The organism is Streptomyces kanasensis, assembly GCF_043077165.1.
Taxonomy (GTDB): domain Bacteria; phylum Actinomycetota; class Actinomycetes; order Streptomycetales; family Streptomycetaceae; genus Streptomyces; species Streptomyces changanensis.
In genome coordinates, this window is the sequence record NZ_JBIBSF010000013.1 from 30414 (window position 1) to 57395 (window position 26982).

Consider the following 26982-nt stretch of genomic DNA (forward strand, 5'->3'; position numbering starts at 1 on the left):
ACAGGCGGCAGGACGGCGGCGGACGAAGGCGGCAGGAGTCCGGCGGCCACCCGGCAGCGCGCGGCCGGGGCACCTGCCGGGGTGCAGTAGCCACACGCGGGACAGTGGTGGGACGCCACGTAGCGGCAGCTCAGCGGGATCCAGCAGCCGGACGGGCAACGGGGTGGTGCAGAGGACGAGTCACGGCCAGCGAACGGCCCCAGGGCGGAATCCAGCAGACGCGGCAGCAAACGGCGCCATGGGGCACAACAGCCCCGATCGGAAACAACACGGGCCCGGGCGCCGGGTCCTCGGCGCAGGCCCGGCAACTGAACGGCGGCTGCCTCTGGACCAGGCAGGGGCGGCTCGAGAGCCACAGCGACGACCCAGGCGAGGTGGTAACCGGACCGGGGACGACAGCGACGCTGCCCCTGCGACGGCAGCACGCCAGAGTGAACACCAGCGGCGGAACAGGGGGACGCGGCGACGCGCGGCAGCCCGGTTGGCCGACGGCGGAACAGCGGGGCGGAGGCCGCTCAGAGACAGCGCGGCGGCGGGGACATCCGGGCCGGACGCCCGGCGGACGGCGGACGGCGGACGGCGGACGGCGGAACAACGACCGCAGTCCCAGCAGCAGAGTTGAGGCGCCACAGCGGCAGGACGGCGCGCGCCCGGCAGCGCGGGGACGGCGACCACGGGCGGCACAGGCTGGCGGACGACTGCGGCCCGACCCGCAGCTAGCGGGAAGGCGGAGGGACGGCGGTGCACCCGCCCCTGCCAACACGCCGCGGACCGCGCTGGCCGGGGGTGGATGAGGCGTGGACACGCGACGAGCACGATGACCGGATGGCCCGAGGTCAGGCCGGGGCCGCCACGAGGGCGCGCGGTCGGCCACCCCGGTAACGTCACCGACCGGCGAGCAGACCACGGAGCACACCCCACTCGGGGACGGCGTGCTGTCCGGCGGCACGTTGGGGTTTAGCAGCCGCAGGACGGTGACCGGGGAGCGGCGGCTGCCCGGCGCACGCGGCGGCGGGATCTCCGGGCGCCGCGGCGCAGCGGGAATGGTGATCCACAAGTCCAACAAACAGAGTGGCCCCTTGCCACGGCGACCAGGTTCCAGGCGCGGTGGTGCCAGACGGCCCGTGACATAGCAGCGGGACAGCGGCCACACGACGGACGAGGCGGGACCCACGGCGCCAGTACCGCCGGCCACACGGACGGCGGCGGAGCTAGGACGCCACGGCCACAGGAGACGGCGAGCAGGCAGCAGCGGCGGGTGGGAAGCGATCGACATGCGGTGGCGGAGGGGCGAGCGGCTGGGAGCGGCAGCATGTGGCGGCCCGGCCCGCCGACGGCACAACAGAGGACGGCGGGGCGGCGGCAGCGCGGCTGCCAGGGGGCGTCCGGGGCCGAACTCGCGACGATGGAAGGTGACCGGCCAGCCTCGCGAGGGAGTCTCGGCACGCAGCGGCAGCGGCCCGGCGGGCAAACGCGGCGGCGAAGCATCCTGCGGCAGGAGGCCGCCCGAAAGCCGGACCGCGACCGGACTGCGGCCGCGACACTGGTTCAGGACGCGGCGGCGGACCACGGTGGTAGGACGAACACGGCGAGAAGCGGCCCAGCGGTGCGCCAGGCCAGCGCAGCGATGAACGAGCCGAGGAGCAGAGACTGGCGGCCACAGGCGCGACCTGGCGGTGGTACAGCGGGCCGGCGGCACAGCGGACGCTCGGCGCCCCCCGACCGGAAAGCGGCGGCGGGACGGCGATCCGGCGGGGCCCCGAGGCGACAGCGGCGGAACGGCGGGGACCGGTCGGCCGCAGAAGAGTTAGGGCGCCACAGCGGTGGGAGACCGGACGGCGAGCCAGCGACCAACGCGCAGCCGGGGGGAGGCCGGGCAGCGGGGAGTGCACAACGGGCCCGGCGGGACAACAGCGAACGACAGCGGCACGGCGACAGGGCGAGAGAGACCACCGCCCCCCGGCGGCGCAGCACAGCGCGACGGGGGCGCCGACTCGGCGGCGCGGTTGTTAAGCCCGCGCATTCCCTACCGGCACGGAGTACCCACGGTCCTGAATGGGCGGCATGCTCGGGATGCCGGGGTCAGCCGGACCCGCGGCGGCGCCCGGCGCGCAGCAGCGCCGGGCGGGTTACGGCTGAGCGAGGGGTGCGAGTCCCGCGACGGGTAGTCGTTACCGGCGGCGCAGGGCGAAGGCGATACCGAACGCGGCGATCAGCACCGATGCCATCGTGCCCATGGCGCCGAGTGGCGCGACGAGCGAGGGGTGGGCCAGGCACAGATAGCCGGTGGTGCCCAGGACCAGGGCGACGACGATGCCCAGGAGTAGGAGCAGTACGGGGTCGGTGCCCGGAGGCTGCGAGGCCGGCTGGATGGGCTGCTGGTACTGGTCGGTAGCAGTGGACATGAAGGTTCCCCTCCCGAGTAGGCGCCTGCGGGCGGTCCGCAGACAAAGCACAGCAACGCCCGTGCCCTGGCCGCTTTCAGCGGCCGGGTGCGGGGCGGACAGCGGCGTGCGACCACACGCCCTTAGCCCTGCAAGGCCCAGCGCAATTGCCCCGCTCAAGGCTTCGACCAGCACGTTTGCGGGTCTACAGCTCTTTATCAGGGCCAGGCTGGGGCTAGCCGTTCCTCCACTCCGCCTTAGTTATGGACAGACGAAGATGGTTTGTGACAGTGGAAGTGCGCCAGGCCATCGGCGGCGGCGGACGAGGTGGGGTGGGCTCAGCGGTCCACTCGACAGGCGGCCGCTCGACGGCGATCTGGACCCGCGGATCCCCCCTCCCGAGCCGCCACCCCGCGGAAGTGGCGTCACGTTCTCGTGAGCGAAGCCTCGTGTGGTTTCGTGGCGAGGTCGTCAGGTGTCCCGGAGCGGTAAGCGGCCAAGGCACGGGGCGGCCGCAGCGTTGTGCGCCGTGCCCTGGCTCTCGCCACCTCCGTAGCACCTCCTACGGGGTTCGCCTTCCGTTCGTCCAGACAGAGGTGCAAGACCGGGAAGCGGCAACCAGACGGTGGCGAAGAGGCGGCAGATCGGCGGCGGCGCGCGACCGGGGAGCGGGGCGGCACAGCGACGGGCCACCGCGTCGTCCCCGCGGCGGAGCTCGGCGCGACGGGACGCCCGACAAGGCGGGGGATGGGCGGCGTGGGGGCCGGGGCTCAGCGGCTCAGCGGCGGAGACGGCACCCGACGGGCGGCGGGGCGGTGGCGGCGGAGGCGCGCGGCACGGCGAGACCGGCGAAGGGACGGCGGCACGGCACGACGGCACGGCCGGGGAACGGTGATCGACGGACGAGCAGCGGACAGCTGAGGAGACAGCAGGACCCGGCGCGGCCGGGGCACGGGCGGCGGGGCGCGGGCGGCCCCCGGGCGGGAAGCGGCCCCCACACGACTGGACGACGGACGCCGAACGGGCCCAAAGGTGACAGTGGGACGACGGGTCTTGAACCCGGAGCACGAGCATTGGCAGCGTGGTGTGGAGGCCGCTGTCATCTACAACCGGCTGCACGGCGACCTGAAGGTGCCGTTCACGTTCCGCGTGCCCGACCGCGGCGACCAGGAGACCGAAGCCGACGGTGGTCGGCCTCGGTCCGGCGGCACCGCCGCGGCCGGACGCCTGGGGACGGACGGGCAGCGAGACACCCGCGCCAGGAAGCCGCCGGGAGGCCGGACGGCGACTGCGACACCGGCTCTGGACACGACGGCGGACAACGGGCGGTAGGACTGCACGGCTGGAGGCAGGCGGCATGGCGGCCGGAGGCGGCAAACACGGTGGAACGGCAGGGCGGTAGCGCGGACGTGGGGCAGCAGCGGGGATGGCAGGAACCGGGCGGCGCCAATGCCGCGGCACAGCGACCGGCACGCGGACGTGGTGGCGGACGTGGTGGCGCTTGGCAGGGTGCCGGGGAGCGGTGGCGAGCGGCGGGGCGCCCGGCGCCCGGGAGCGGCACGGCGGCCACCCGGCAGCCGGTGAGGGTGCCGGAACGCCGCGCGGGGAACGCGCTGGCCTCATCAGGCAGCCAACCAAGGTGGCGGCTAGCGTGGAAGTGAGGCCGCAGCCAGCTACTGGCCGCACGGACAGCGGCTGGAGGCCCTCCCGGCAGTTCCGTACCCGTGGTGCGTAACAACCTTTGCCGAGCGTTGAGGAGGGAGAGCATGAGCCGAGAACAGTCCGCAAACCAGATGGTTGGTGGACGGAGGTTCCGCCGTGCCTGGAGGGGGGCAATTGCCTTCGCCTTTACGGTCGGCCTGACGGTGGTAGCCACACCGTCCGCGTCGACCCATGGTGCGTGCTGGCCTGGTGTCCACTATGGCGGGGCAGGAACGGAACACAACTACGTCGAGTTCCGCGTGACCGCCAACGCAGTCGACTGGCACGTCCATCGGAGGGCGTTGGCAATCTTCCCGATCGGCCTTTGGGACAACCCAGATCGCTTCACTGGTATCGCGAGGGCTGGCATTCAGGGCACGGACCAGAACCCGCCGTACCCGCCGAGTTGGTACAGCATCTGCACCGGTCGCCCCTGAAGGGAGCACTGGAGGTGCAGAACCACGTCGGCAAGTTGCTGCGCCAGGTCGTCCGGGCCGGCTGGGCCGCGCGAGGTCGGCCAGGTCCGTGCCGGGTCGGCGCCGGGAAGCCAGCGGCCACCCGACGGCGGAGCGCCCAGGGTGGGACATCAGCACCCTGGTGCAGCACGGCCGGAAGCACAGCGGCGACACAGCGGCAGCCGAGACTGGGGAGCGGCGGCGGGAGGGAGCGGGGCCGGGACAGCGGCAGGCCCGCGGCGGCCCGGCTCAAGGCGCCCGCCCCGCAGTCACGAGCACGGGCGCCAGGAGCAGACCCACGACAGCGACACGGCGGCGGGCGGGGTGGCACGGCGCCGCAGCGGGGCGGCGCGGCCAGGGCGGAGCCGCGGGCGGCGAGCCCGAGGCGGCGGGCGAGCCGGGCGGAGCGGCGGAGGCACCGCAGCAGGACCGCGAAACGGCGGGAAGACAGCACCGCGCCGGTGCCGCAGGGCAGCACGCCGGGACGCCGGGCGCGGCGGGAGAGGGCGGGGCCGCGGCGGCACGGCGGCGGACGGGGCGGGCGGCACGACGGGCGGACGCCGCAGCGGCGCCGCGGGCGGCGGGCCCGCGGGCGGCGGGGGCGCCACGGCGAGGCACAGCGGGACGGGCGCCAGCAGCACGGCGGCCGGCGTGAGGCGCGACGGCGCCCCGACGGCCCCGGCGGCACGCCGGGCGCGGCGGCGGGGGCGCCGCAGCCGCGCGGCGACGCCCCGGGCGGCGGGCAGGTGGACCCACCAGGCGTAGTAGGGCGTTCCGCTGTCGTAGAAGTCGTAGTCGACGCACAGGTCGTAGACGCAGCCCAGGGAGGCGGCGGGCTGCGTCATCGTCTCCTTGGTCTGCTCGTCCAGGTCCGGGTCCTCACCGGCGAGCTGCTGAGGTGATGCAGTGGCCGAAACCATGCCGATCAACCCTGTGCATCAGTGCTCGCCACCCACCAATCACACCAGGATGCGCTTCTGCAGCGCGTACATCTCGTACGGCACGGTGGTTCCGTCGTAGGTCTGCCGGTCGGACGTCCCGATGTGGGTGAACCCGATTTTGGTCAGGACGCGGCCGGAGGCGGGGTTGTCGGGGTGGTGCGTGGCCTCCAGCCGGTTGAGGCCGGCGGTGGTGAAGGCGACGGTGACGACCTGGCTGGCAGCCAGGGTGGCGTAGCCGTGGCCCCAGCTGTCGTCCCGGAGGATGTAGCTGATGGTGCCCATGGTCGAGGTGCGACGGCGCAAGGAGATCAGGCCGATCACCTCGCCCTCGATGAGGATGCCCCAGCTCCACTGCGCGCCCGCGCGAGGGGATTCGGCGGCTCGGGCGAGGGCTGTGCGGATCTTCTCGTGGGCCTGGACGAGGGCGAGGGGCTTGCCGGTGGTGTGCCGGATGCAGGCCCCGCTGTAGACGCGGGTCAGGGCGGGTGCGTCGTCGGGGTTGAGGGCGCGCAGAGTCACCATGCGGCGGTCAGCTCCTTCGCGGTGGGCCGGTCGGCGGGGTCGGGGGCGAGGCACACGGTGATGGCGTTCTCCAGCTCGGGGAAGAGCCAGGGCCGGATGTCGCGCAGCGCGGTGGTGGTGCCCTTGGCGATGGCGGCCAGCTTCTCCACCCGGTCGAGGTCGTCGTCGTAGGGGACGGGGCGGTGGCCGGTCCAGCACCAGAAGAGGGAGGCGCCCAGGCTCCAGATGTCGGCGGGCGGCTGGGCGGGGATGTGGGTGTCAGCCGGGGTTTCGAGGATCGCGGTGGCGATCTCGGGGGCGGCGGTGTGGGTGAGGGCTCCCCGGTATGGGACGCGGCGGTGGCCATCGTCGGGGCCGCAGGCGAGGGCGTAGTCGATGACCGCCGCCTGGCCGTCGCGGGTGACGAGGGTGTTGGTGGGCTGGACGTCGGCGTGTGTCCACCCGGCGGCGTGCATGAGCGCGAGGTGCTCCGCCCAGGTGCGGGCGATGCCCGCAAGCCAGGGGCGCACCGAGGCGCAGTCTCCCTCGGGGCCGCGGGCAAGGGCGAGGGCCCGCCACAGGGGTACGCCGTCGATCCAGTTGACGGCCAGCCACCGGCCGCCGTCCCATGCCCCGGCGCTCACCCGGTAGTCGGGGCTCAGGGCGTCGGCGGCGGTGAGGCGACCGAGGTGGTCGTCCTCCTGGGCCATCTCGGCGGCCTTGTCGCGGGCGTCGTCGCCGTCGGGGTTGTTGGCCTTCAGAGCGACGGCGCCCTTGGGGCCCTGGAGTTTCCAGGCCCGGGAGCCGCGCCGGTCGCTCAGGAGCTGGATCGCGGTGGGTTCGCCGGTGTGCCCGGTGAGGAGGGCGACGGCGTCGCCGGGGGGAGAAGGTGTCTGGCCCATGCGCGGATCTCCTCACCGCCGGCACCCCGGACGGCCCTCAGCGTCAGGTCCTTCACACATCGCCTGCTGCGGAAGTCGTAGTGGTCCGTGTCAGTGGGAAAGCCCGGGCCTCCGGCGGCAGATCGCTGGAGATCGAGGGCAGGTTACTCAGGTAGCGAGCCGGATCCAAGACCCCTGACACGTCGCCAACCCGTGCATCGAGATTGACGTACTGCATCTGCCTTCGCCCCCGCTCGTGCCTTTCCACTGACCGATGAATCGTTGCACAGACCCACCAAATGAGATGACGTCTTATGCTCCGACCCTTGTCGCCCAAGATCGGCCGGGCAACAGCCCTGCCGGTGGGCGCCGCTACCTCGCACTCCTGCGTTCGAACGCTGACGACCGTCAGGGGCTGATGACCAGCCCCACCGTCGCCAGGGCACCAGCCGCGAAGGCCAGGAGCGCCATCCGCTGCGCGCTGCGCACGTAGCCCTGCCTGCGCTTGCGCTCCCTGCGGACCGCAACCTTCGTCCCCAGGTGCACGCGCTTGATGTTCCGCGGGTCGAAGACGAGGGGGTACCGCTGACCCACCACGTGGGCGTGGCCCACTTTCGCACCCGTTTGGTACCGGCCGGAGCCCTCCGGGGACAGCCACTCGTAGACAGCGCTCGCGTAACCGTTGGTGCCGAACGGCGCCAGGCCGACCAGCTCCGCTTGCACCTCGACGCCGGATTCGTACAGCTCCGTCATCTTCTTGAGCTCCGCCCCTTCGCCCTTCATCTGCGCCAGGCCGAAGAAACAGCAGGCCACGGATGCGAGGACCGCAAGGAGGAGCACTGTCATCACCAGGTTCACAGGCGGACGGTACGGCACCACAGGTCCGGTCCGAAACCCCCACAGCCCCTTCACCAGCGCGGGCGTCGCCACCTACGATCACGCGCATGTCGATCTCTTCGCCCGTCCCCGTCCTCCAAGGCGACAAGGGCACCGAACTCCGCTGCAGCGGCGAGGAGCTGCTGTTGCGGCGTCCGGATGCCGAGCTGCGCATACCGCTCGCCGCGATCGCCCGCGTCCGCGCCGAACGGCGCGACGTCGTCGTGGCGCTGACCGCTCTGGCGGGAAGCGAGCCGACGATCTACCGCGTCACCGACGTCAGCGCGGCCGCCGGCGGCGTCTTCGCCGACGCGGTGAACGCCGCCCTGCCCGAACGGGCCGCGGACGAGGAGACGGTCGACGGCTCCACGCTGGTCGTGACCCGGAGCCTGGTCATCGGTGACGACGAGGAAGCGGACGAGAACCTGGTGCACGTCGGACTGCCGACCCACGGCACCTGGCTGCTGTACACCGCCTGCGCCGCCGTCACGGTCGTCGCCTTCTTCGTCGGGATGCTCGACGGGGACTGGAGCCGGGCCATCGCGACACTGCTGCTCGGGGCGGCGAGCGTGTCGTGTACCTACTTCGTCGTGATGCTCTTTGTGATGGTGTGGCGGAACTGGTACCTGCCCCGCTACGGCATCACCGTGGAGGGGCGGCAGGTGTTCCGGGAGGACGACGGCGGCACCGCCCACGCGTTCACGGCCACCGACGGCGTGACCCGCTACATCCTCGGCCACAACAAGGGAAAGACCGTCCGGATCGCCTACCACCCGCAAAACCCCGGGTACGCCGCCGTCTGCCCTCCGACAAGCGACAAGGTGCTCATGCTGGTCGTGTCGCTGGTGGCCGCCGCCGTCGCGGGGTTCATGGACTACGGGACGTACCAGCTCGTGCTGCCCGTTTTCACAGGCAGACTTTGACGCCGTGTGGTCGTCGGTCGTCGGCCGGGCATGACCACGCGCAACAGCGCGGCAGCGGTATGACGGCGCGCGGCGACCGGCGGCACGGGGGTGCAAGACCGGGAAGCGGCAACCGGACGGTGGCGAAGACGCGGCAGATCGGCGGCGGCGCGCGACCGGAGAGCGGGGCGGCGCAGCGACGGAGCACCGCACCGCCTCTGCGGCGCAGCCCGGCGCGACGGGACGCCCGACACGGCGGGATCTGGGGGCAGCGCGCGGTCGGACGGCGGCAGCACGGGCGGCGGCACGCAGCAGCTTGCGGCCTCCTGGTCAACCTGAGCGCGAATCCGGACGGGACGCTGCACCACCCCGGCCAAGTCGCGGAGGTCTGCCGGCGCGAGGACCTGGCGGACCTGGTCGCCGCCGACACCCCGCTCGGACCCGAGCAGGCCGCCGCCCGCCTCCGGGTCCGCCGCGCCGACTTCGACCACACGGTCCGGCTCGGATAGGTCCGCTCCCCACAGTCGATCGAGGTCCGCTTCGGCACCAGCCGGGCCGGGGCCGTCGACGTCGCGCTCTACACCACGGCGTCCGTCGACGCGGTCGTCCCCGCCCACCCCGAGGTCGACTGGGAGCAGCTGCGCACGGTGGAGAAGGGCCGGCGCTCTCCGCTCGCGGCGCTGCGCCCGGAGCCGGCGCCCGTACCGGCGTAAGCCCTCCGGGGTGCTGCGCCCGCCCGCGCCCCGGACTGCCCGGACGGGCGGCCCGGGGCGCGGGCGTTCTCCTTGCGTGCCGCTCACCCGTGCCCGGCCGGTTCCCACAGCGGGCTGGCACGTCCCGTCCCGTCGCAGTGAAAGCACCGGCCGCCTCCCGGCGTGCTGCGGGCACCGATGGCGCCGGCGGCGTGCCGGAAGAGCCGGGTGTGGTCCGGCGACATGCGCCGCGTGGACCGGGAGGTCCTGGCGTCTGCTGAGGGTGAGCTCCAGGGCGAAGCCGGGCCCGGTGAAGTGAGCGTGGGAGAGGTCACCGGTCATCGCACGGAGCGTGTTGTTCACCTCGTGCATCGTCTCCGCGCCGGTCAGCTGCACACGGGCCACGAGGATGGTGTCGGCTGCCGCGGTGAAGGACAGCAGCCCGGCCGGGCGGGCGAGCTGTCCGACGCGGCCCGCGGGGTCGGGATGGGTGTGCTGGAGCTCGGACAGGGCATGCCACAACTCGCCCGGCAGATCCAGGGGTGCGGTCTCTTCTCGGCTACGTCTCATGGAGCCTGTGTAGAGCCTGCGGTGGGCTGGTGGCGTCGGATGAGCCTCTCCGTCCCACGCGTTGGCACGAGGTCTTCGATACCTGTTCCACCCGCCGGGCCTGGTCACTGGACCACCTGCCAAATCGTGCTTCTGTGGATATCCGGGTATCCAGGGGTGTCTGACAGAAGTAGTCGGCGTGATTTCCACCCCTTGACTAGCGCTCTGACGTGCAGGTTCCCCCGCATCCAGGACACCCTGGGGGCAAGTTGAAAGGCAACTTGTAGAGCAACTTGTAGGGCAAGTTGAAAGGCAACTTGTAAGGCAAGTTGTAGGGCAACCTCCGTTGCCACTCCTGATTGCCACCGCTCCGGGCAAGCCTCCCGGGCGGCAGGCTTGCCCGGGTCACCTTCGGAAGCGGGAGAACCAGCGGTCCTCCGCCTCTTGCTCGGGCACGGCCTGGTCCTGCTCCGGCTCCTGACGTATCCCGCCCGGCCACGCCTGCTCCCTGTCGATCTCCTGCCGCCGGTCCGCCCCGGGGGGAGAGTTCTCTCCCCCCGGGGCGGCCGGACTCTGTCCACAGGGCCGCAGTTCGAGGGTGTCTTCGAGGCCGCCGCGATCAGCGGGGCGGCCCGAAGATGAGGAGCCACCCATGCCCGAGAACACCGTCACCACGCCGCTCGCCCCGATGGAGCCGGACGACATCGCCGCCGCCTTCGCCTACATCCGGGCGTTGCAGGCCGACGACATCGGCACCGCCTGCGTGGTCGCCGACTACACGGGCCCGGAACTGCACCGGCTGCTCCTGGGCGTCGCCGCGCGCGTCACCATCCCCATCACCGCCGTGGACGACCACGACGGGGAGCCCTGCGCGCACTCCTTCCTGGCCGCCGCGCTCGGCCGGCTCCTGCTGGAGCTCCTGTGCCACGGCGTGTGCAGGGCCTCGCGGGTCTCCACCGCGCGCGGCGCGTAGGCACGCGGGCGGCGGCGTGCGCGGCCTCGGCGAGCAGGAGCACGTCGAGGCAGGCGCAGCAGCGGGGTGGTGACGGCGGAGTGGGTGGCGTGGCGTCAGAGGCTGATCAAACGGTTAGCTGCCGGGCACAGCAGGGCTTTCGAGGTGCCCGGATGCGCCGCCGCGCATCGGTGGCCTCCGCGCATCAAGTTCGTCAGCATCGGTGGTTTCTGCGCGGTGCCGAGTCGATGCGCAACACCAGGGGTATGCACCGGAAGGGAAATTCCCCGAAGCCGCCACTTCTACAAAGCTGTCTGATATCGGCGAAGGCGAAAGGCCTTACGCGGATTTCCAGCTGTAGCGCTCGGTCTCGTCCGGCGACTCGCGAAAAGAGTCCGCTTCTCCGTCGCTTTTCCGATGCCTTTCCCCGAGTTTTCCCCTGCGACAACGTGCCCGACTGCCACCACGCGTATTCCCGAGGAGAGTGGAAGGATGCCGTGCCCGCTTGACTTTCCTCATTCGGACCCCGAGGAAACCCTTCGGCCTTTTCCGTCTCCTGCACCGGGCAGCATGGGCCCGCCCGCGCAGTACCGGTTTCTGCGTCGGAGGTGTCCCGTTGCCAGGGTCACCACCCCCTTCGGCGCCCCGGCATGGTACGTGACCCGTTACGAGGACGTGCGCAGCTTGCTGGCCGACAGTCGGTTCATCCGGCCGGCCATCGACGACTGGCCCGCGACTGCGGAGACTTCTGGCGCTCCCGGGCTGGTCACCATGATGGAGCTGGACGGGCCACGGCACTTGGCCCTGCGGCAGGCCCTGGCCGCTCCGTTCAGCGTTCGCTCCGTGCGGCGGAAGCGGCCCGTCATGCGCGCCACCGCGGACGGACTGCTGGCGGAACTCGCCGCCTCCGGTCCACCCGGTGACCTGGTGGGCAGCTTCTGTGAGCCCTTCCCCCTCCGGGTGATGTGCGACCTGGTGGGCATCCCCTTCGAGGACCGCGCCTTCTTCCTCCCCCTGGCGGACGACGCCCTCGGGGCACTGATCACCCTGGAAGAGGGCCGCCGGGCCGCCCACGTGCTACGCGCCTACATGACGGAATTGCTGGAGCGCCTGCGGCGTGCCCCCGGCCGCGGCATTCTCTCCCAGCTGCTCCGCACGCAAGGTGACGGACGGCTGGACGAAGAGGCCGTCCTCGCCTTCGGCCTGTCGATGCTCGTCGCCGGTTACCGCACCACCACCATGTTCCTCGCCAACGCCGTGCTGGTCCTCCTCGCCGAGCCGGACCGTTACGCGCAGCTCCTGCGTGACCGGTCGGCACTTCCGGTCGCGGTAGAGGAACTGCTGCGCTTCCTGCCCGTGCAGAACGGTGTCGTCGTACTGCAGGCCCGGCAGGACATCACCCTCCACGGACACACCATCCGCACCGGAGAGGCCGTGATGCCCGTGCTGGCCGCGGCCAACCGGGACGAGCACGTCTTCGGGGAGCCGGACCGGCTGTGCCTGGACCGGGCCGACAACCCGCATTTGGCATTCGGTCGGGGTCAGCACAACTGCATCGCCGCACACCTCGCCCGCACCCAGCTGAACGTCGCCCTGGAAGCACTGCTCGACCGCTTCCCCGGCCTTCGCCTGACCGGACAACCCCCCACGTGGGACGACAGCTCCCCCATCAGATCACCGCTCAGCCTCCCCGTGACCTGGTAACCGTCCCGGAGCAGGTCAACGCCGTACGAGAGCGAGAAGAGGGATTTCCATGACGAGTACCGTGAACACCGAGGAGTTCGATGTCGCCGTGGTCGGCGGCGGGCCCGGCGGATCCACGGCCGCCGCGCTGATCGCCAAGGCCGGGCACGACGTACTGCTCCTCGAACGCGAGCACTTCCCGCGTTACCAGATCGGAGAATCCCTCCTGCCTGCGACCGTGCACGGCATCGGCCGCTTGCTGGGGGTGCAAGAGGCGCTCCACGCAGCGGGCTTCGTCCGCAAGCACGGCGGAACCTTCCGCTGGGGAAAGACGCCGGAACCGTGGACGTTCTCCTTCGCAGACTCGCCGGGTCTGGGTCCCGACAAGGGGTACGCCTACCAGGTGGAACGCACCAGGTTCGACGCGCTGCTGCTCGGCCACGCCCGGCGGCTCGGAGCACAGGTGCGGGAGGGCTGCACCGTGCGCCGTCTCACCCACGGCACGGACGGCCGCGTCGACGGCTTGACCTACCACACGCCGGACGGGTCCGAACGGCACATCCGTGCTCGCTGGATCGTCAACGCATCCGGCAACACCGGACGGCTGCATGCCGCGGCCGGCGGCGAGCGGGTGTTCTCACCTCTCTTCCGCAACGTCGCGGTGTTCGGCTACTACGAAGGGGGCCACCGGCTGCCGCCGCCGAACCAGGGAAACATCGTGTGCGCCGCCTTCGACGCGGGCTGGCTCTGGTACATCCCCCTCAGCGATCGGCTCACCAGCGTCGGCGCCGTCATCCGCCAGGAGCACGCCACCCAAGTCCAGGGAGACCCCGACGCGGCCCTGGCCCGCCTGATCGCCCGGTGCCCGCTCGTACGCGACATGCTGGCCGAGGCCCGGCGCGTCACGGACGGAACGTACGGAAGGGTGCGCGTCCGCAAGGACTATTCATACTGCAGCACGCGGTTCTGGGCGCCCGGAGTGGCGCTGATCGGTGACGCCGCGTGCTTCATCGACCCCGTCTTCTCCTCCGGTGTCCACCTGGCCACCTATTCGGCCATGCTGGCAGCCCGGTCGGTCAACAGCGTGCTGGGAACCGGGATGGACGACCAGCGGGCCTTCGAGGAATTCGAGAGCCGGTACCGGTGCGAGTATTCCGTCTTCCATGACTTCCTCGCCGCGTTCTACAACATGGAGGCCGAAAAGGACGGTTACTTCTGGCAGGCGCACAAGGTGACCGGAGGGCAGGCAGACGCCACCGTCTCCTTCCTCAACCTCGTGGGAGGCGTGGCATCGAAGGATCGTGTGCTCGTCGACGCCGAAGCCTTCGCGGACCGCCTCGGAGCGGCCGCCCGTGTGCTGGGGGCGACGGCACACGACTACCAGGCGAGCCCGGATGGCGACCCTTGGGACGAAAGCCCGATGCTGGGTGAGACCTTCGCCCAGAGCGACTTGCTCGCCGCGTTGGGAGCCGCGGGAAGCGACTTCGCGGAGAGCAGTCCGCTCCGTCCCGGCGGCTTGGTAGCCACCCCGGACGGGCTCCACTGGGCGGAACCCGGCCGGTAGTGCCGTGCCGCCGCCCCGCCACGTGGGCCGATGCGTCGGGGACCTCAGGTGTGGTGAGCGGGGCGAGGCGGCGGCAGGTATCCGCTGGTGCGGAGGAAGTTCAGATACCGGTCGAGGAGGCCGGCGTCGGTGGGCGGGCAGTGCAGACCGGTGCCGCGGAGGACGTGCTCGGTGTTGTGCCGTCCGAGCCGAGGGAAGACGCCCTCGATGTACATCTCCTTCACGCTGATGTCGGCCTTGTTGCTCCGGTCGACGCACAGGGAGACGAAGGGCGCCGTGGGGTTGCCGGGGTCGCGGGCCACGTGCTGGACGAGTTCCTCGACCCATACCTCGTAGGGAAGGAGGCGTACGCCGTAGCCGGCCAGACGCATCCGGTCCAGCATGTCCGCCAGGCGGGCCGGGCGAGGGTTGGTGAGGTGGTAGGTGCGGCCGTCGGCGGGTTCGTGGATGGCGATGTGCAGGATCGTGTCCGCGAGGTGGTCGACGGGTACGAAGTCGAGCGGGAGCGGGATGTCCGGTGCCAGTCCGGTCTCCGCGATCACGCGGAACAGGGAGCAGATGGCCGTCTCGGTGTTGCAGACGCCGGTATCCCGCTCACCGGTCACCTCGTAGGGCCGGTACACCGCGACCGGCAGCCCGCTGGCTGCGGCGTCGCGCAGCATCCGCTCCGCCACCCACTTGCTCTCGGCGTAGCCCATGCTCAGATGGTCGGCGTGGTCCAGCGGTGCGTCCTCGTCCACGCGCCGTACTCCTGCCGTTCCGTAGCCGGCGAGGACGGCGATGGTGGACAGGAAGTGGAGGGGCACGCGGCGGCCGGCTGCCAGCCGCACGAGCTCCCTCGTCCCGTCCACGTTTGCCGGACGCAGGGCGGTGTACGGGTAGAGGAAGTTGACGTGTGCGCCGCTGTGGACGACGAGGTCGGCCGATGCGGCAAGGTCGGCGAAGGTTTCGTCGGACAACCCGAGGCGCGGCCGGGCCAAGTCGGCCGGGAAGCAGTGCAGGCGGGCCGCGTGGGGGTGCGGGGACAGGCCGTAGCGCGCGAGGTTGGCCAGGACGCGGCGTCGTGCGTGGGACGCGTCGCGCGCCCGGACGGGGCAGAGCAGTCGCGCTTCGGTGCCGCGCAGGAAGCGATCGAGAAGGAAGGCCCCGACGAAGCCGCTGGCGCCCGTCAGGAGCACTTCCTCGGGTGCGTGGGGACGGGGCGGACGGCCCCGGGGTGGCGGCATCCGCAGTCCAAGACGCGCTTCGCCGACGAAGTCGACGGTGTGACCGGGCCCGGGCCGGGGCCTGCGCCTGACGGGATCGGTCGCCATCGTCCGTTCCACCGCCGCCGCATAGGCCTCCAGGGTCGGAGCGTGCAGGAGACTGCGTACGAGGAAGGTGCCGTGGGCCGGGTCGATGCGCAGCTCGCTCATCGTCCTGGTCGTCACCTCGGCGATGAGGAGCGAGTCGCCACCGAGATCGAAGAAGCTGTCCGATGGCTGCGGCCGCACGCGGAGACTGCGTTCCCAGATGTCGGCGAGGACGACCAGCCGGCCGTCCTCGGCAGGCGGCCGCTCACCCTGGCGGTTCGGGCCGGGCCGGGGCCGTACGGCGGGCGGTGTGTCGCCGTTCCGGCCGGAGGAGATCTCGGCGATCAGTGCGCGGCGGTCCACCTTGCCCGCGCCTGTCATGGGGAACCGGCTCACCACGCGGATCCGCGCGGGTACCGCGCTGGGTGGCAACCACGCTGTCAGGTGGGTGCGCAGTCCCGCCACGGCGACGGGCTCGTTGGGCTTCCCGGGGGTCACGTGGGCCACCAGTTGCGCCCGGGGTCCCTCGCCGAGCACGTCGACAACGGCCTCTCCCACCGATGGGTGTGAGCGCAGGCGCGCTTCCACCTCGTCCAGTTCGATGCGGAAGCCGCGTACCTTTACTTGCCGGTCCTTGCGGCCGAGGTACTCCAGCACTCCGTCCTCCCGCCAGCGGGCCCGGTCGCCCGTGACGTAGAGGCGGGCACCGGGACTGCGATCGAAAGGGTGCTGGATGAAGCGGGCTGCCGTCTGCGCGGGGTCGTTGAGGTATCCGGTCGCCAGCCCGTCGCCGCCCACGAGGAGGTCGCCCGCTTCTCCGACACCGGCGAGGGTGCCGTCGTCACGGGTGACGTAGCAGGTGGAGTTGGGAAAGGGCCTGCCGATGGGCACGTCGGTCACATGAGGCGGCAGGTCGCGGACGACGTGCGCGGTGGAGACGACGCTGTTCTCCGTGGGGCCGTAGAAGTTGACCAGGAGCGTCTCCGGGCAGGCGGCGAACACCCGGCGCGCCAGCCGAGGATCGAGCGCCTCACCGCCGGCGGAGAGGAAGCGCAGTCCACGCAGCGCCGTGGGCCGGTGCCGCGCCACATGGTGGAACACCCCTGTGGTGAGGAAGGCGACGGTCACGCGCTCCGCGGTCAGCAGCCGTTCGAGCGCCTCGACGGACAGCAGCGTCTCGCGGTCGGCGACGACCAGGCATGCTCCGGACAGCAGCGCCGACCAGATCTCGATCGTGGAGGCGTCCGAGGAACAGCTGTAGGCGTGCAAGACCCGGTCCCGCGCGGTCGGCGGGCACAGTTCCGGGCCGGAGGCGGCGAGTCGCACGACGCCGCGGTGCGGGACGGCGACGGGCTTGGGCCTGCCGGTGGAACCGGAAGTGAACATCACGTAGGCGCAGTCGTCGGCCGAGACGCCGACGGCTGGGGGGACGGGGCGGGGACGCGGGCCGCTGCCGTGGCCGGTCCGGGCGACGGGGTCCTGCCGTGGTACGAGCAGGTCCGCGTCGATGCGGGCGCTCAGGCGCCGTAGTCGGCAGGTGCCGCCCGGCAGGTTCACTGCCACGCGGACGTCGGCGTCCTCGGCCATGGCGTGCAGCCGGGCCGGCGGATACTCGTCGTCCAGGGGCACGTATGCGGCGCCGCACTTGAGGACGGCGAGGAAGGCGGTGATCGCCTCGGGACCGCGATGACCGGTGACGCCCACGGTGGCTCCGGGCCGGACCCCGGCGGCGAGCAGCCGGCCGGCGAGCGCGTCGGAATGCCGGCTGAGGTCGCCGTACGTCAGTGTCCGGCCGCCTTGGCGTACGGCGGGGGCGGTGGGGGAGGCAGCTGCCCGCTCCTCGAAGAGGTCGTGGAGGCAGTGATCGCGTGGGTACGGGACGGCCGTGTCGTTCCAGCGTGCGACGCGGTCGTCACCACCGGGGCGGGGGGTGGGCAGGGCCATGGTCAGTACCTCGCATCGAGGGCGTTCGGCGGCGCGCCGTGCGGAACGGCCCCGCTCTCGTGCGACGGGGGCGTGGCGGAGAAGGACGCGGCGAAGGAGGTGAAGTCCGCGGAGCGCCACCGCTGCGGGCGCAGGCGGATGGTCACGTCCGTCGAAAGCTGCTGGGCCGTGGCGGCCAGGTAGGCGTGGGCCGTGTCGGGCGGAAGGTAGCGGTGGGCCATCGACGTGCGCTCCTCCGGGTCGACGCAGTCCTCGAACGCGACGAGGGGCCCCTCGACGGTCACGTACTTGTACGGTGCCGTCTCCGTCTGCACGCAGAGGGTGGCCCTGCCTGCCGCCCGGACGAGCGTCGCCTTCAACGAGGTACGGCCCGTGTGCAGGACCACGTCCCCGCCGGGGCGGTAGGTGTACCAGACCGGCACAAGCAGCGGGCAGCCACCGTCTCCGGTACCGACGCCCAGCACGGCGACATGGACCCCGGCCAGGAACGCTTCCCGCTCCGCCCGGCTCATCCCAGGAGACATGCTTCGACCACCTCCGTGTCCGTCCGAGAAGGCATTACCGACCGGTCGGCGGACGCTCCGCACCGATGCGGTGGAATGATGCGAAGGCGGCCTCGCAGCCGCCGCACACACGGGCACCGGCCCGATGGGGTGCACCTGGCACCTACCCATGCCGTCGCGCCCAGGGGTTCACCCACAGGGCTTGGGCGGGTGTACGGTGCGGCGCAGCCACATGGCGGGTGAGCCGTGTACCTCCCTCACGACCACCGCGCCTCCGCACAACCTGGCCGATTCATGCCACACCGGTGCGCCCGGTCCTGGGTCGTGTCGCATCACTTGGGTGGGGACCTCGTCCGGCACAGAAGCAGGCGGCGGTGCCGAGGGCCGGGTGGGGTGCCGGTTCCGGGCGGAGCACGAGCGGGTGGGAGCCCGCGACGGTCGCGCAACAGATATGCTCCGGCCCCGGGTGCTCATACCCGTGCGACAAACCGGCCGCCGCGCCGGTTAGCGTCGGGCGCCTGGTCCACCCGCACGAGCGACGCGGCGGCCAGCGGCGAGGGAGGCGGCACCAGGCCATGGAACGGGGACAACGGCTACGACGGTAGCCCGGGAACCAGCTCGGGCGTCGTCGTCGGCGACCTCGGTACGGCGCTCGCCGCACCCGGCCAGGGCGGCGGAGGCGGCTGGGGCAACGGGCTCCTGGGACCTGGTAGCGGCGGTCGCGGAGGCATGGGCGGCCCGGACCACGGCCGGCTGGCGGCTGGCGGCTGGCGGCTGGGCGGGCACCCGGTGAAGCGCGGCCGGAAAGGCAGCGGCGACACGACGGGCGGGCAGCGGCGGCGCGCCTGGCAGGACGGCGCAACATCGGGGAACGGCACATCGGATGGACAGCGGCCCCGGCGGGCAACCGCGGCGGCCAGGCCCCCCGCGGCAGGAAGCCGCCGGGGAACCGGGCGGCGGCAGGCGGCGCCACGAGCAGCGGACGAGCGCGGCGCGCGACCGGAGAGCGGTGGCGGAACGGCGACCCGGCGGGCCCTCGAGGCTACCGTGGCGGCACAGCGGCCGGGCCGGCCGGGGAGGCCACAGCGGCGAGAGACCCGGCGGCGAGATGGCGACCGACGCGTGGCCGGTGCGCGACGGGGGGCTGTCCGGCGGCGCGCGACGGGGGTCACGGGGCAGGCGGCGCGGGACAGGACGCCGCGGAGCGGTGGCGGGCGGCGGGACGGTCCGACGCCGGGCACACCGGAAAGCAGCCCGGCGGGCCACCGCGGTGGGGAGGCACCCCGCAGCCCGCCGGGCACCGGCCTGCGGCCGGACGGCGTGCAGCACGGCGCGCAGGCGCCGGAACGGCTCGGGCCACGGCCAGCGCGGGACCCGGGGGACGGCGGCTCAGCGGCTCAACGGCCGGACCGGCGGACGGCAGCAGCCCGGTGACGGCAGCCGACACGCGGCGGGACCGGCGGGGCGAACGGCGGCGCGGTGGTGGCGGCGCGGCCGGGGAACGACAACGAGCCGCCGCGCCGACGCCATGCTCCTGGAGCTGCTCCAGGGTAGTGACGAGGACGGGCACCGCCTGGCTGTGGTCCTTCGCCGTGATCCCCCGGTGGATGGTCTGGTACCGGCGCGGCGGCCGTAGGGCGGAGTGGCCCGGGGGCCTGAGGCGACCTCGGCCGTACGGCGACCTCGGTCGGCGGCCGTACGACGGCCGGAGCCGGGGCGTGACCGAGGGTTCGACGGGTACACGCGGTCGCACACGACGAAGCGTCAGCGCACCACCGAGGAAGTGGGGTCCAACCATGATGATCGCCGGGATCATTGCCGTCTGCGTCATACTCGCCGTTCTGGCGTTCTTCCTGCCCCGCCTCTCCAAGCACCCTGAGCGCGGTACGCAGAAGACCCTCGGCCTGGGTTCCCGCGCGGGCGGCAAGGCCCCCGGCCCGCTGGGCCGCCTTTTCAGCAAGCCGTTCAGCAGCAGCTCGAAGGCGGTCGGCAAGAGTGGCTCGGCCGGCCGCCGCATTCGGGGCCACATGCCCTTCTGACCCGACGTCCCATTCGGCCCGGCACGCGATCCCCGTTGGCGGCCGGGCCGCGGTGTGTCTGCGAGGGCGAGCAGCAGAGTCTGCCCGCGCTGCTCGATCTCCTCGATCGGCTGGGAGAGGCAATCGGCGGCTTCGACTGGGACAGCCGCCGGGGCCGCTTCACGTACTCGTCCGCGCCATCGAGTCCACCCGGCCGCGCCGGTACCCCCTGTTCTGGTCGCAGTACGGCCGGTTCAGCGACGCCGCCCAGCGTCTCACCGCCCAGCACGACGCAATCGTGATCGACGGCAAGAACGCGGACGAGCTGTTCACCAACCTCGTGCGCCGTATCGAAGCCCTCGACCACCTGACCACCGCGCCCATCATCCGCGATGTGGCCGTCGTGCAGCTCAAGCGGGCCCTGCCCGACCCCCTGCGCCGCATCGAGCTGTTCGACCTCGTCGACCAGGCCGTCAGCCAGATCGTCGACCGCAGCACGCCCGAGCACAAGCTGGTGCTTGCCACATCCACCACCTGGGCGGACACCTTCGGCTCCAACGTCCGCGGATACCGAGCCGACAGCGACACCCTGCTGCACTTGCTGGCCAACGGGGTCTTCCACGACGACGGCACCCACGACCACGTATGGCAGCGCGCCGTCGAGCGGCTCGTCCGCCTTCGCGACACCACACCGGGCACCTACAACGAATACTTGGAGAAGCTGCGCCACCTTCCGGCGCTTCTGGCCACCTGGACGATCGGCGTCGCCGCTGTCCTCAGCCACCGCGAGGAACTGCTGGCCACCGCCCTTCACCGCCCAGAGTGGGCTGTTCCCCGCTCCGGACACAGCCGCCAGGGGCCGGCCTGGTACCTCAACCCCAACCGGGTGCTCAGCACCGACGGCATGCACGACATGCACCCGGCCGGGAACGGGGGCAAGTTGCTCTACCCCCAGAGCAACTGGGTGAAGGACACGCTGCGCGACCCATTCCGTCTCGTCGAATCGCCATGGACGCCGACAACGACTTCCTCGCCTATCCCTGGGCGGGAGAGTTCTTCCTCCACTCCACCTGGGGCTACGACAACAACGGCCTCGCCGCCGCTATCGAGGCGGAACTCACAGACATCTGGCCGCTCCGCCGCGCTGGCGCCTTCGGAGGCGAACTTGTCCGTGCCCAGAAGGCCCTGACCGCGCTCACCGAGTGGAGGGGAAAGCACGGCAGAACGTGGTGATCGACCGCCACGACGAGCCCGGCGGCTGCGCTACCGGGCACGCGCCGTACAGCGTCGTGCCACCGCCGACGGTCAGGCGTGTCACCGAAGTAATAGAAGCGGCACGTCACACCGGGACCGGAGGGTCGTGGTCGGCGCCGTAGACCCGGCCGCGTCGCAGCAGCTGCTCGTCATCACGGTCCATCCGTTCAGCCTTGCAGCCACCACTGGCAGCCGGGTCCGGTGGTGTCACCTACGGAAGCGTGAGAGCCAGGTTCCGCCGGCCTTCTGCTCGGGCACGGCTTGGTCCTGGTCTTGGTCCTGGTCCTGGTCCTGGTCCTGGTCCTGACGATTGGTGCCCGGCCAGGTTTCCTCCCAGTCGGGCTCGTGCCGCTGGTCGCAGTCCCCGCACAGCGTCGGACGGGCTTCCATGGGAACGGGGCGGTCGGCCCGTGGGCCTCGCCGAACGCGCCTTCTCCTCACCAAGAGATCATGTGAGCGTGATGCTGTGGATCCGCGCCTACGACGGCGAGAGCGATGTCTGGTCGTACCTCGAGCTCGACTGCGAGGAATGGGCACTGCGCCAGGTCGACCTGCAAGGACCTCAGCGCCAGCCCGAGACCGCAGCCTCGCTGGCGGAGGTCATCGAGATCCGTGACCGTGGCGACCTCGCTGCCATAGCCGCCTACGAGCGGCAGTACGGCGTCCTCGCGGAAGGCGCACTGCGCGGATGGCAAGAGGCGGATGGCGCTACCGAGATCACCCGCCAAGAATTCGAGTCGACGTGGGCGGCTGCGCGGGAGACCCTCGACGCGGATCGCACCGAGGAGACGACTTGATCACGGAGTACCAGCAGAAGCTGCGCGAGCGCTATCTCGCCGCCACCGTCATGCCGGCTCCCGAGCCATGGCAGCCGGTGATGGACCGCAGAACTCCCATCGGGGGCCTTCTCGGTATTGGATTCGCCGTCCATCCCGACAGCGGACACGACCTCATCATGGCCGTGTCCAGCAACGGCCATGGACTCTTCGACGCGGTCACCGGCGAGAAGATCGCCCGTGACCGGGACCCTGCCCCGGAAACGAGCACCCCCGACGCCCACCCGGACCTCACCTGCCCTGGGCTCGGCCCAATCGCGGGCGTCCCGGTACGCATAGCCGGACTCTTCGGCGGCGGCCTGCACAGCACCACGCCGGACGGCTGGACCCTGGACGTCGTCAGCCCCGAGTGGCCCCACGACCGCGTCATCCTCTCCGCCGACGGTGGGTCCCACAAAGGCTTGGCGGGAGGGACGTGGTGGCACGTCTTCCACTCCGAGTACTCAGAACTCCGCGCGGCCGGGTTCTCTCCCTCCGGCCTGACCCTGGCGGTCGCCACCAGCAGTGACCTCACACTTTGGACCCGGCCCGGCCTCCATTTCGACGACTGAGCGGACTACGGGACAGCAGGCGGGAGGAGGACAGATGGACCGGGCGGAACTCGCCGGGATGCTGGGCGACCAGACCACGGCCTGCGAAGCCGCCAGGGAGGCGCTTCTCGCCGGAGGCGACTTCGTCGTATGGGACGGCCGCGTTCCCAGTCAGCAGCTTGCCAGCATCTACGCGGCTCGTCTCCGACGGGCGAGGAAGCGAGGTGCTGAGACTCTCGCCCTGCCGTCCACCGTCGACATCCTCACCCGGCTCGAAGCCGCTCAGGTCAGGATCGGCTGCATCTTCTCACCAGACCGGACGTGGGCCTTCATGCTCTTCCTCGCCGACGACGCCGACGCAGTCCTCGCCTGTACGGGAGTCCGCGGAGCTGAGCGGTGACAGTTGCCCTGCTGACTTGTCTCACTCAACCTGAGCAGTCTGTTGGCGCGACTACGTTGCTTGGGGCTGGTGAATACGCCAGAGGCGTCTGCGAGCTTCGAGTTCGGTTCGGGGGAAGTGCTCGCCCCACTTGCCTCGGTAGCCGCTCTCGCCATGGGTCTGTGCGACCTCGTCGAAGCAGCGGATCACGGCGCGGGCGAGTTGGTTGATGCCAAGCTGACTCGACCAGATCTCGGTTCCCCTGTTGCCGTGATCGCTGCCGTCGCGCAGTTCCAGCACGCGGCACCACCACCGTCCGCGTCTACGGCGATGCGAACCTGTCCGAGGAAGACCTGCGGGTCTACAGCAAGCTGTGGACCGGGCCGCCGAGGACGGCTCGGTCATCACCCAGGACTGAGACTGCCGCCCCGCGCGGCCATGCAGCCGGCAGCGACCGGACAGTAGGCACAGGCGGCCCGGCGGGCAACCGCTGCGGCGAGGCACCCGCGGAAGGAGGCCGCCCGGAGTGGGCACCGTGCCCTCTGATTACCGACCCGACCGCCGTCTGCGGCCCGGCCCGAGGAAGCGGTGGTGCCGGAGCCGTCGGCGGCCGCGGCACGCCAGGCGCAGCCAGGGATCGACCAGGCACCCGCACGGCGGCGGGTGAACGGGGCGGCAACTGCACATCCAGCAGCGGCGTGGTGCGCCACGGCGGCAGCCAGACGAGGAACAGTGCACAACAGGGGCAGAGGCCTCTGTGGAACACGGCTGGCCGCTATGGGGTCACAAGGAGGCAAGGAAGGCTGCTGACAGTGGCAGCGAAGCCGACCGGGTCGGTTTCATGGACGGTGTGACCAGTCGGCCGCTCGATGAGCTGGGTGTGGGGGCGTCGTGCCGCCATTTCTTTCGCGTGTTGGCTGCTGAGAACCGAGCTGCGGCTGCCGCGGATAAGCAGGGCAGGGCAATCGCTGGCGAGCCAGTCGCTCCAGTAGCTGCCGTTAAGCTGCTGCTGTGAGGTGATCATGTCCTGCGGACTGAACGCGAGGCCGCACCCGTCGGGGTATTCGCGGATGGCGTCGGTGAGGTAGTTCGCTGACGCCCCGAGACCCTCCAGAAGCCCGGCTCGGGTCGGGGCTCGATGCGGCCAAGACCGGCTGAAAGACAGGTCATCATCGACCTCGGCGCCGATGTCTTCGATGATCAGAGCGCTGACCAAGTGCGGGTGTCGAGCGGCGAGTTGGTAGGCGTTGACGCCTCCCAGTGAGTGCCCGAGCACGACGGTGTCAATGAGCCCCAAGCAGTCGAGAAGGTTGGCTGCGTCTCTCACGTAGCCGTCGCGGGAAAAGTCCGCAGGACGGTCGGAATGGCCGTGCCCTCCCTGGTCAGGTGCGATGATCCACCAACGCTCCTGCAGCTCATTGGCCAGGCGAGCGAAGGTACGGGGTGGTCGATGTGGTGGTGCTCGATGTCGACGCCGTACGCGCCGCCCCACCCGCTCCACACCCGCCGGCCGACCGCTTCCGCCGTATCGGCACGGAGGAGCGGGAGAGGGGCGCGGCGCCCGGCCGGGGCGGGCCCGCGGGCGGGCGCCTCCGCCGCAGTGGCGACACCTTCCGCAGCGGGTGACGGTAGAAGAGCGCCCAAGCGTGCTGACGCTTCCGCCGCGGTCCCAAGGGAACCTCCGGTGGCCTTCGCACGCTGCCGCAGCGTTCACGATGTGGGTTGACCAGCTCGTTAAAGAGCGCACTTCATCAAGGCAGGAGGTGGCGTATGGCCGATACAGCCTTGGTAGCAGTGCTGAGCCTGCTCGGCGCGATGGCGGGCGGGTGGTTCGGCGTGCGGCAAGCCAAGCACGCCAGCGGGGCCACCATCAAGGTGGAGGATATGGCGCGCGCCGCGGCCTGGCAGGTGCATAGGCGCGAAAAGTACGCCGGCCTGCTTGAGGCAGTGCACCGAGTGGGTGCTGACGACCTCGATGTCGGCACGAAACTCTCCGAGGCCTTGCTCGTCGCGAACCAACCGCTCCGGGACAAGCTGCTGAGCTTCACGGGGCCGAGGGATCTACGCGAGCAGCTACAGGACAGAACCAAGTACGCAGAGCTCGTCGAGATGATGACCGCCGATGTCCGGAACAAAAAAGACAGCTGAGCGCCAAGGAACTACTTGGCTTTCCGGCCTCGTAGGTGCTGAGATGCCGTACAGCGCCTCTCCCAGCGCGGGGACTGGCGCACCCCGGCCCTTCGGCGGCAGTGACGGCGGCGGTGGCGGCCGGCAACCGCCGCCGGGCGGGGCCGGTGTGAACGTAGCCCATCCGGCGCGGCGGCCGGCCTTCCGGATCAGTCCTTGGCGGGCAGTACGGGGTGGTCGATGTGGTGGTGCTCGATGTCGACGCCGTAGGTGCCGCCCCACGCGCTCCACACCCGGCGGGCGACCACTTCCGCGACCGCAGCCGAGCGGTGGCGGCCTCCCTGGCACGCCACGGTGAGGCGGACCAGGCGGCCCGGGAGAGTCTCGTCGGCCAGGGCGCGCAGTTGCACGGCGGTGCGGGTGATCAGTTCCCGGGCCGCCGGGGGTGGCCAGGACGTGGGCGTGGACGTCCGCGTCCAGACCGGTGCGGTGACGCATCGTCGGATCGTCGGCCGGGTTGCGCAGCGCGCGGCGCAGGTCGAGGTAGAGGCCGTCGGTGACCAGGTCGTGGGCGCCGGCGTGGCGGGCACCGATCGAGCGGATGACGGCGGCGACAGGGCGGTACCGGCAAGGTGCGTGGCCTGCATGCCCCCACCCTCCCGGCCGGGTGGCAGTGTCGGAAGGCTATGAGGACCCGGTGAGATGTCGTTACCGCCCCGCCCCTGGATCCCAGGCGGTATCTTCGTCTTCTCTTCTAGGACTGCTTCGGGGGGCAAGTGTCCAGCGCTGGTGGAAGAGTGACAGATCCTGGGTCCGGTGACCCGACGGCACCAGAGCCAGGGCCTGATGGCCCGGCGGCAACCGTCCCTTGGTGGCGGCGACCGACAGTTCTGGCGGCCGTGACAGCAGTCGCTGTGACTGTGGTCAGCGGCTGGTTGCAGCAGGGCGGCACTTCACTGGTCTCTGCCATTTTCAGTGGTGACGATGCGCTCCGGCCAAAAATACATGTCGCCCCGAGGGAGTACGACGCCACATGCACGACGTGGCTTTTGCATCAAGGCGCAACATCAGTCGCCGGGGAGTTGAAGAAAGCGCTTCGCAACACCTCGGCTTCGTCCAATGCGGATGGGCACCGTCGAGCGGAAATCTTCGACCGCGTCCGCCGGGCGACGGGGTCGGACTTGCCAACAGGGTCCCTGGTCGAGGTCACAATTCAGAACCCATCCGATAAGGCCATCGTGCTGACACGGTTGGAGATATCTGTCAAAAAGCGCACCGAGCCCGTGCCAAACGCGTTGATGCATGTAGGCACCGGATGTGGCGAAGGGCTGCAAGAGAGACTGTTCAGCATTGATCTCGACGCGGGCAATCCCAAGCTGTCCCCACAGATAGATGCTAGCGGAAAGCGAACACCGGACTTCCCATACAAGGTATCGTCCGATGACCCTGAAGTCTTCAAACTGAACGGCTATTCAGAAAAAATGGTGGAGTGGACCGCAACACTCCACTGGGTGGCTGACGGAAAAGAAGGGAAGACGGAAATCGATAACGGCGGCCGCCCCTTCCTGTCCTACTCCGACACGGCATCACGCTACTCATTCGACACCGATGACGACACTCTTCGTCCTTGATGTTCTTCGTGGGCCCGCAGTCCGCACGCCCTTTACCTGGTCCGCGTGGCTTCCCACCCCTCCGTTATCGTCACATTCGGCACGCGGAGCATGCCCGCCAGATCGATACGGTGGACGTCGCGCGGGGCGGGGCCGGCTTCATCAAGCACCGCCAGGACGACGAACAGGGCCCTCCCGGCAGGGCCAAGGGCCTGGTGTCAGCCGTCGGGCATGTCTAACCACCCCGCTCACCGGCACGTTGAGTGCGGCATGCGCACACGGATTTTCACCAGAAGTGTCGGTATCGGCTGCACGGTCGTCCTCGGCGTACTCGCCGGCGCCCAACCCGCCTCGGCTGGTGGCATCCTGCCCGACCGGCCTTCGGCAACCTCTGCCACAACACCTCCC

General features: G+C 71.0%; 21 protein-coding genes and 1 pseudogene. 12 read left to right on the top strand and 10 right to left on the bottom strand.

Annotated features, from left to right (window positions below):
* Window positions 1-2171: 2171 nt before the first annotated feature.
* The 5 genes from ACF053_RS27215 to ACF053_RS27235 all read right to left on the bottom strand — a co-directional run bounded on the left by ACF053_RS27215 (window position 2172) and on the right by ACF053_RS27235 (window position 7721).
* Entirely contained in the window at window positions 2172-2405 is a 234-nt protein-coding gene (locus ACF053_RS27215; protein ID WP_391956416.1) for a hypothetical protein, read from the bottom strand.
* 2404 nt (window positions 2406-4809) lie between these two features.
* Window positions 4810-5460: a hypothetical protein gene (locus ACF053_RS27220; protein WP_391956417.1), complete on the bottom strand. Its 651-nt coding sequence runs from the start codon at window positions 5458-5460 to the stop codon at window positions 4810-4812.
* A 39-nt stretch (window positions 5461-5499) separates the two neighbouring features.
* Window positions 5500-6003 (bottom strand): GNAT family N-acetyltransferase, encoded by a 504-nt coding sequence (locus ACF053_RS27225; protein ID WP_391956418.1) that lies wholly within the window; start codon window positions 6001-6003, stop codon window positions 5500-5502.
* Window positions 5997-6884, bottom strand: coding sequence for a protein kinase domain-containing protein (locus tag ACF053_RS27230; protein WP_391956419.1), 888 nt, complete (start codon window positions 6882-6884; stop codon window positions 5997-5999). The genes ACF053_RS27225 and ACF053_RS27230 overlap by 7 nt, the downstream gene beginning before the upstream one ends.
* A gap of 387 nt (window positions 6885-7271) precedes the next feature.
* The gene (locus ACF053_RS27235) at window positions 7272-7721 is read right to left on the bottom strand and encodes a hypothetical protein (protein ID WP_391956420.1); all 450 of its coding nucleotides are present in this window, start codon (window positions 7719-7721) and stop codon (window positions 7272-7274) included.
* Window positions 7722-7807: 86 nt separating this feature from the next.
* On the opposite strand from ACF053_RS27235, the gene ACF053_RS27240 reads away from it, so the two are divergent.
* The 5 genes and pseudogenes from ACF053_RS27240 to ACF053_RS27260 all read left to right on the top strand — a co-directional run bounded on the left by ACF053_RS27240 (window position 7808) and on the right by ACF053_RS27260 (window position 14081).
* Window positions 7808-8662: a hypothetical protein gene (locus tag ACF053_RS27240; RefSeq protein ID WP_391956421.1), complete on the top strand. Its 855-nt coding sequence runs from the start codon at window positions 7808-7810 to the stop codon at window positions 8660-8662.
* A 299-nt stretch (window positions 8663-8961) separates the two neighbouring features.
* Window positions 8962-9354 (top strand): annotated as a pseudogene (locus ACF053_RS27245) (hypothetical protein); the annotation flags it as partial.
* Window positions 9355-10534: 1180 nt separating this feature from the next.
* Window positions 10535-10855: a hypothetical protein gene (locus tag ACF053_RS27250; protein ID WP_391956422.1), complete on the top strand. Its 321-nt coding sequence runs from the start codon at window positions 10535-10537 to the stop codon at window positions 10853-10855.
* 654 nt (window positions 10856-11509) lie between these two features.
* Window positions 11510-12538: a cytochrome P450 gene (locus tag ACF053_RS27255; protein ID WP_391956522.1), complete on the top strand. Its 1029-nt coding sequence runs from the start codon at window positions 11510-11512 to the stop codon at window positions 12536-12538.
* 49 nt (window positions 12539-12587) lie between these two features.
* Window positions 12588-14081: an FAD-dependent oxidoreductase gene (locus tag ACF053_RS27260; RefSeq protein ID WP_391956423.1), complete on the top strand. Its 1494-nt coding sequence runs from the start codon at window positions 12588-12590 to the stop codon at window positions 14079-14081.
* A gap of 44 nt (window positions 14082-14125) precedes the next feature.
* Here the strand turns inward: ACF053_RS27260 and ACF053_RS27265 are convergent, their stop codons facing one another.
* Both ACF053_RS27265 and ACF053_RS27270 read right to left on the bottom strand, forming a co-directional pair.
* Complete coding sequence (locus ACF053_RS27265; protein WP_391956424.1) at window positions 14126-17317, bottom strand: amino acid adenylation domain-containing protein; 3192 nt, start codon at window positions 17315-17317, stop codon at window positions 14126-14128.
* Between the two features lie 2 nt (window positions 17318-17319).
* Window positions 17320-17841, bottom strand: coding sequence for a pyridoxamine 5'-phosphate oxidase family protein (locus ACF053_RS27270; RefSeq protein WP_391956425.1), 522 nt, complete (start codon window positions 17839-17841; stop codon window positions 17320-17322).
* A gap of 1775 nt (window positions 17842-19616) precedes the next feature.
* Between ACF053_RS27270 and ACF053_RS27275 the strand changes: the two genes are divergently transcribed.
* From ACF053_RS27275 to ACF053_RS27295, 5 genes are all read left to right on the top strand, one after another.
* Window positions 19617-19859 (top strand): DUF6411 family protein, encoded by a 243-nt coding sequence (locus ACF053_RS27275; RefSeq protein WP_344422623.1) that lies wholly within the window; start codon window positions 19617-19619, stop codon window positions 19857-19859.
* 277 nt (window positions 19860-20136) lie between these two features.
* Window positions 20137-21027 carry a hypothetical protein gene (locus ACF053_RS27280; protein WP_391956426.1) on the top strand — a complete coding sequence of 297 codons (891 nt, stop codon included), beginning with the start codon at window positions 20137-20139 and terminating at the stop codon, window positions 21025-21027.
* A gap of 526 nt (window positions 21028-21553) precedes the next feature.
* The gene (locus tag ACF053_RS27285) at window positions 21554-21889 is read left to right on the top strand and encodes a hypothetical protein (RefSeq protein ID WP_391956523.1); all 336 of its coding nucleotides are present in this window, start codon (window positions 21554-21556) and stop codon (window positions 21887-21889) included.
* The gene (locus tag ACF053_RS27290) at window positions 21886-22479 is read left to right on the top strand and encodes a hypothetical protein (protein WP_391956427.1); all 594 of its coding nucleotides are present in this window, start codon (window positions 21886-21888) and stop codon (window positions 22477-22479) included. Before ACF053_RS27285 ends, ACF053_RS27290 begins: the two co-directional genes overlap by 4 nt.
* Window positions 22480-22513: 34 nt before the next feature.
* A complete protein-coding gene (locus tag ACF053_RS27295; protein ID WP_391956428.1) occupies window positions 22514-22858 on the top strand; it encodes a hypothetical protein in 345 nt (114 codons plus the stop codon).
* A 51-nt stretch (window positions 22859-22909) separates the two neighbouring features.
* On the opposite strand, the gene ACF053_RS27300 is transcribed toward ACF053_RS27295, so the two are convergent.
* Together ACF053_RS27300 and ACF053_RS27305 are read right to left on the bottom strand one after the other, a co-directional pair.
* The gene (locus ACF053_RS27300) at window positions 22910-23137 is read right to left on the bottom strand and encodes a hypothetical protein (RefSeq protein ID WP_391956429.1); all 228 of its coding nucleotides are present in this window, start codon (window positions 23135-23137) and stop codon (window positions 22910-22912) included.
* A 475-nt stretch (window positions 23138-23612) separates the two neighbouring features.
* Window positions 23613-24584 (bottom strand): alpha/beta fold hydrolase, encoded by a 972-nt coding sequence (locus ACF053_RS27305; protein ID WP_391956430.1) that lies wholly within the window; start codon window positions 24582-24584, stop codon window positions 23613-23615.
* Between the two features lie 23 nt (window positions 24585-24607).
* Here ACF053_RS27305 and ACF053_RS27310 point away from each other — a divergent pair, with 23 nt between their 5' ends.
* Window positions 24608-24985: a hypothetical protein gene (locus tag ACF053_RS27310; RefSeq protein ID WP_391956431.1), complete on the top strand. Its 378-nt coding sequence runs from the start codon at window positions 24608-24610 to the stop codon at window positions 24983-24985.
* 188 nt (window positions 24986-25173) lie between these two features.
* On the opposite strand, the gene ACF053_RS27315 is transcribed toward ACF053_RS27310, so the two are convergent.
* Window positions 25174-25374: a RapZ C-terminal domain-containing protein gene (locus ACF053_RS27315; protein ID WP_391956432.1), complete on the bottom strand. Its 201-nt coding sequence runs from the start codon at window positions 25372-25374 to the stop codon at window positions 25174-25176.
* Window positions 25375-25863: 489 nt separating this feature from the next.
* Here ACF053_RS27315 and ACF053_RS27320 point away from each other — a divergent pair, with 489 nt between their 5' ends.
* Window positions 25864-26595, top strand: a complete 732-nt coding sequence (locus ACF053_RS27320) for a hypothetical protein (protein ID WP_391956433.1) — start codon at window positions 25864-25866, stop codon at window positions 26593-26595.
* Window positions 26596-26982: the final 387 nt, after the last annotated feature.

Coding starts and splice junctions, on each gene's coding strand:
- ACF053_RS27215 (WP_391956416.1), bottom strand. CDS start 2,405: ATGTCCACTGCTACCGACCAGTACCAGCAGCCCATCCAGCCGGCCTCG.
- ACF053_RS27220 (WP_391956417.1), bottom strand. CDS start 5,460: ATGGTTTCGGCCACTGCATCACCTCAGCAGCTCGCCGGTGAGGACCCG.
- ACF053_RS27225 (WP_391956418.1), bottom strand. CDS start 6,003: ATGGTGACTCTGCGCGCCCTCAACCCCGACGACGCACCCGCCCTGACC.
- ACF053_RS27230 (WP_391956419.1), bottom strand. CDS start 6,884: ATGGGCCAGACACCTTCTCCCCCCGGCGACGCCGTCGCCCTCCTCACC.
- ACF053_RS27240 (WP_391956421.1), top strand. CDS start 7,808: ATGTCGATCTCTTCGCCCGTCCCCGTCCTCCAAGGCGACAAGGGCACC.
- ACF053_RS27250 (WP_391956422.1), top strand. CDS start 10,535: ATGCCCGAGAACACCGTCACCACGCCGCTCGCCCCGATGGAGCCGGAC.
- ACF053_RS27260 (WP_391956423.1), top strand. CDS start 12,588: ATGACGAGTACCGTGAACACCGAGGAGTTCGATGTCGCCGTGGTCGGC.
- ACF053_RS27265 (WP_391956424.1), bottom strand. CDS start 17,317: ATGGCCCTGCCCACCCCCCGCCCCGGTGGTGACGACCGCGTCGCACGC.
- ACF053_RS27270 (WP_391956425.1), bottom strand. CDS start 17,841: ATGTCTCCTGGGATGAGCCGGGCGGAGCGGGAAGCGTTCCTGGCCGGG.
- ACF053_RS27275 (WP_344422623.1), top strand. CDS start 19,617: ATGATGATCGCCGGGATCATTGCCGTCTGCGTCATACTCGCCGTTCTG.
- ACF053_RS27285 (WP_391956523.1), top strand. CDS start 21,554: ATGCTGTGGATCCGCGCCTACGACGGCGAGAGCGATGTCTGGTCGTAC.
- ACF053_RS27295 (WP_391956428.1), top strand. CDS start 22,514: ATGGACCGGGCGGAACTCGCCGGGATGCTGGGCGACCAGACCACGGCC.
- ACF053_RS27310 (WP_391956431.1), top strand. CDS start 24,608: ATGGCCGATACAGCCTTGGTAGCAGTGCTGAGCCTGCTCGGCGCGATG.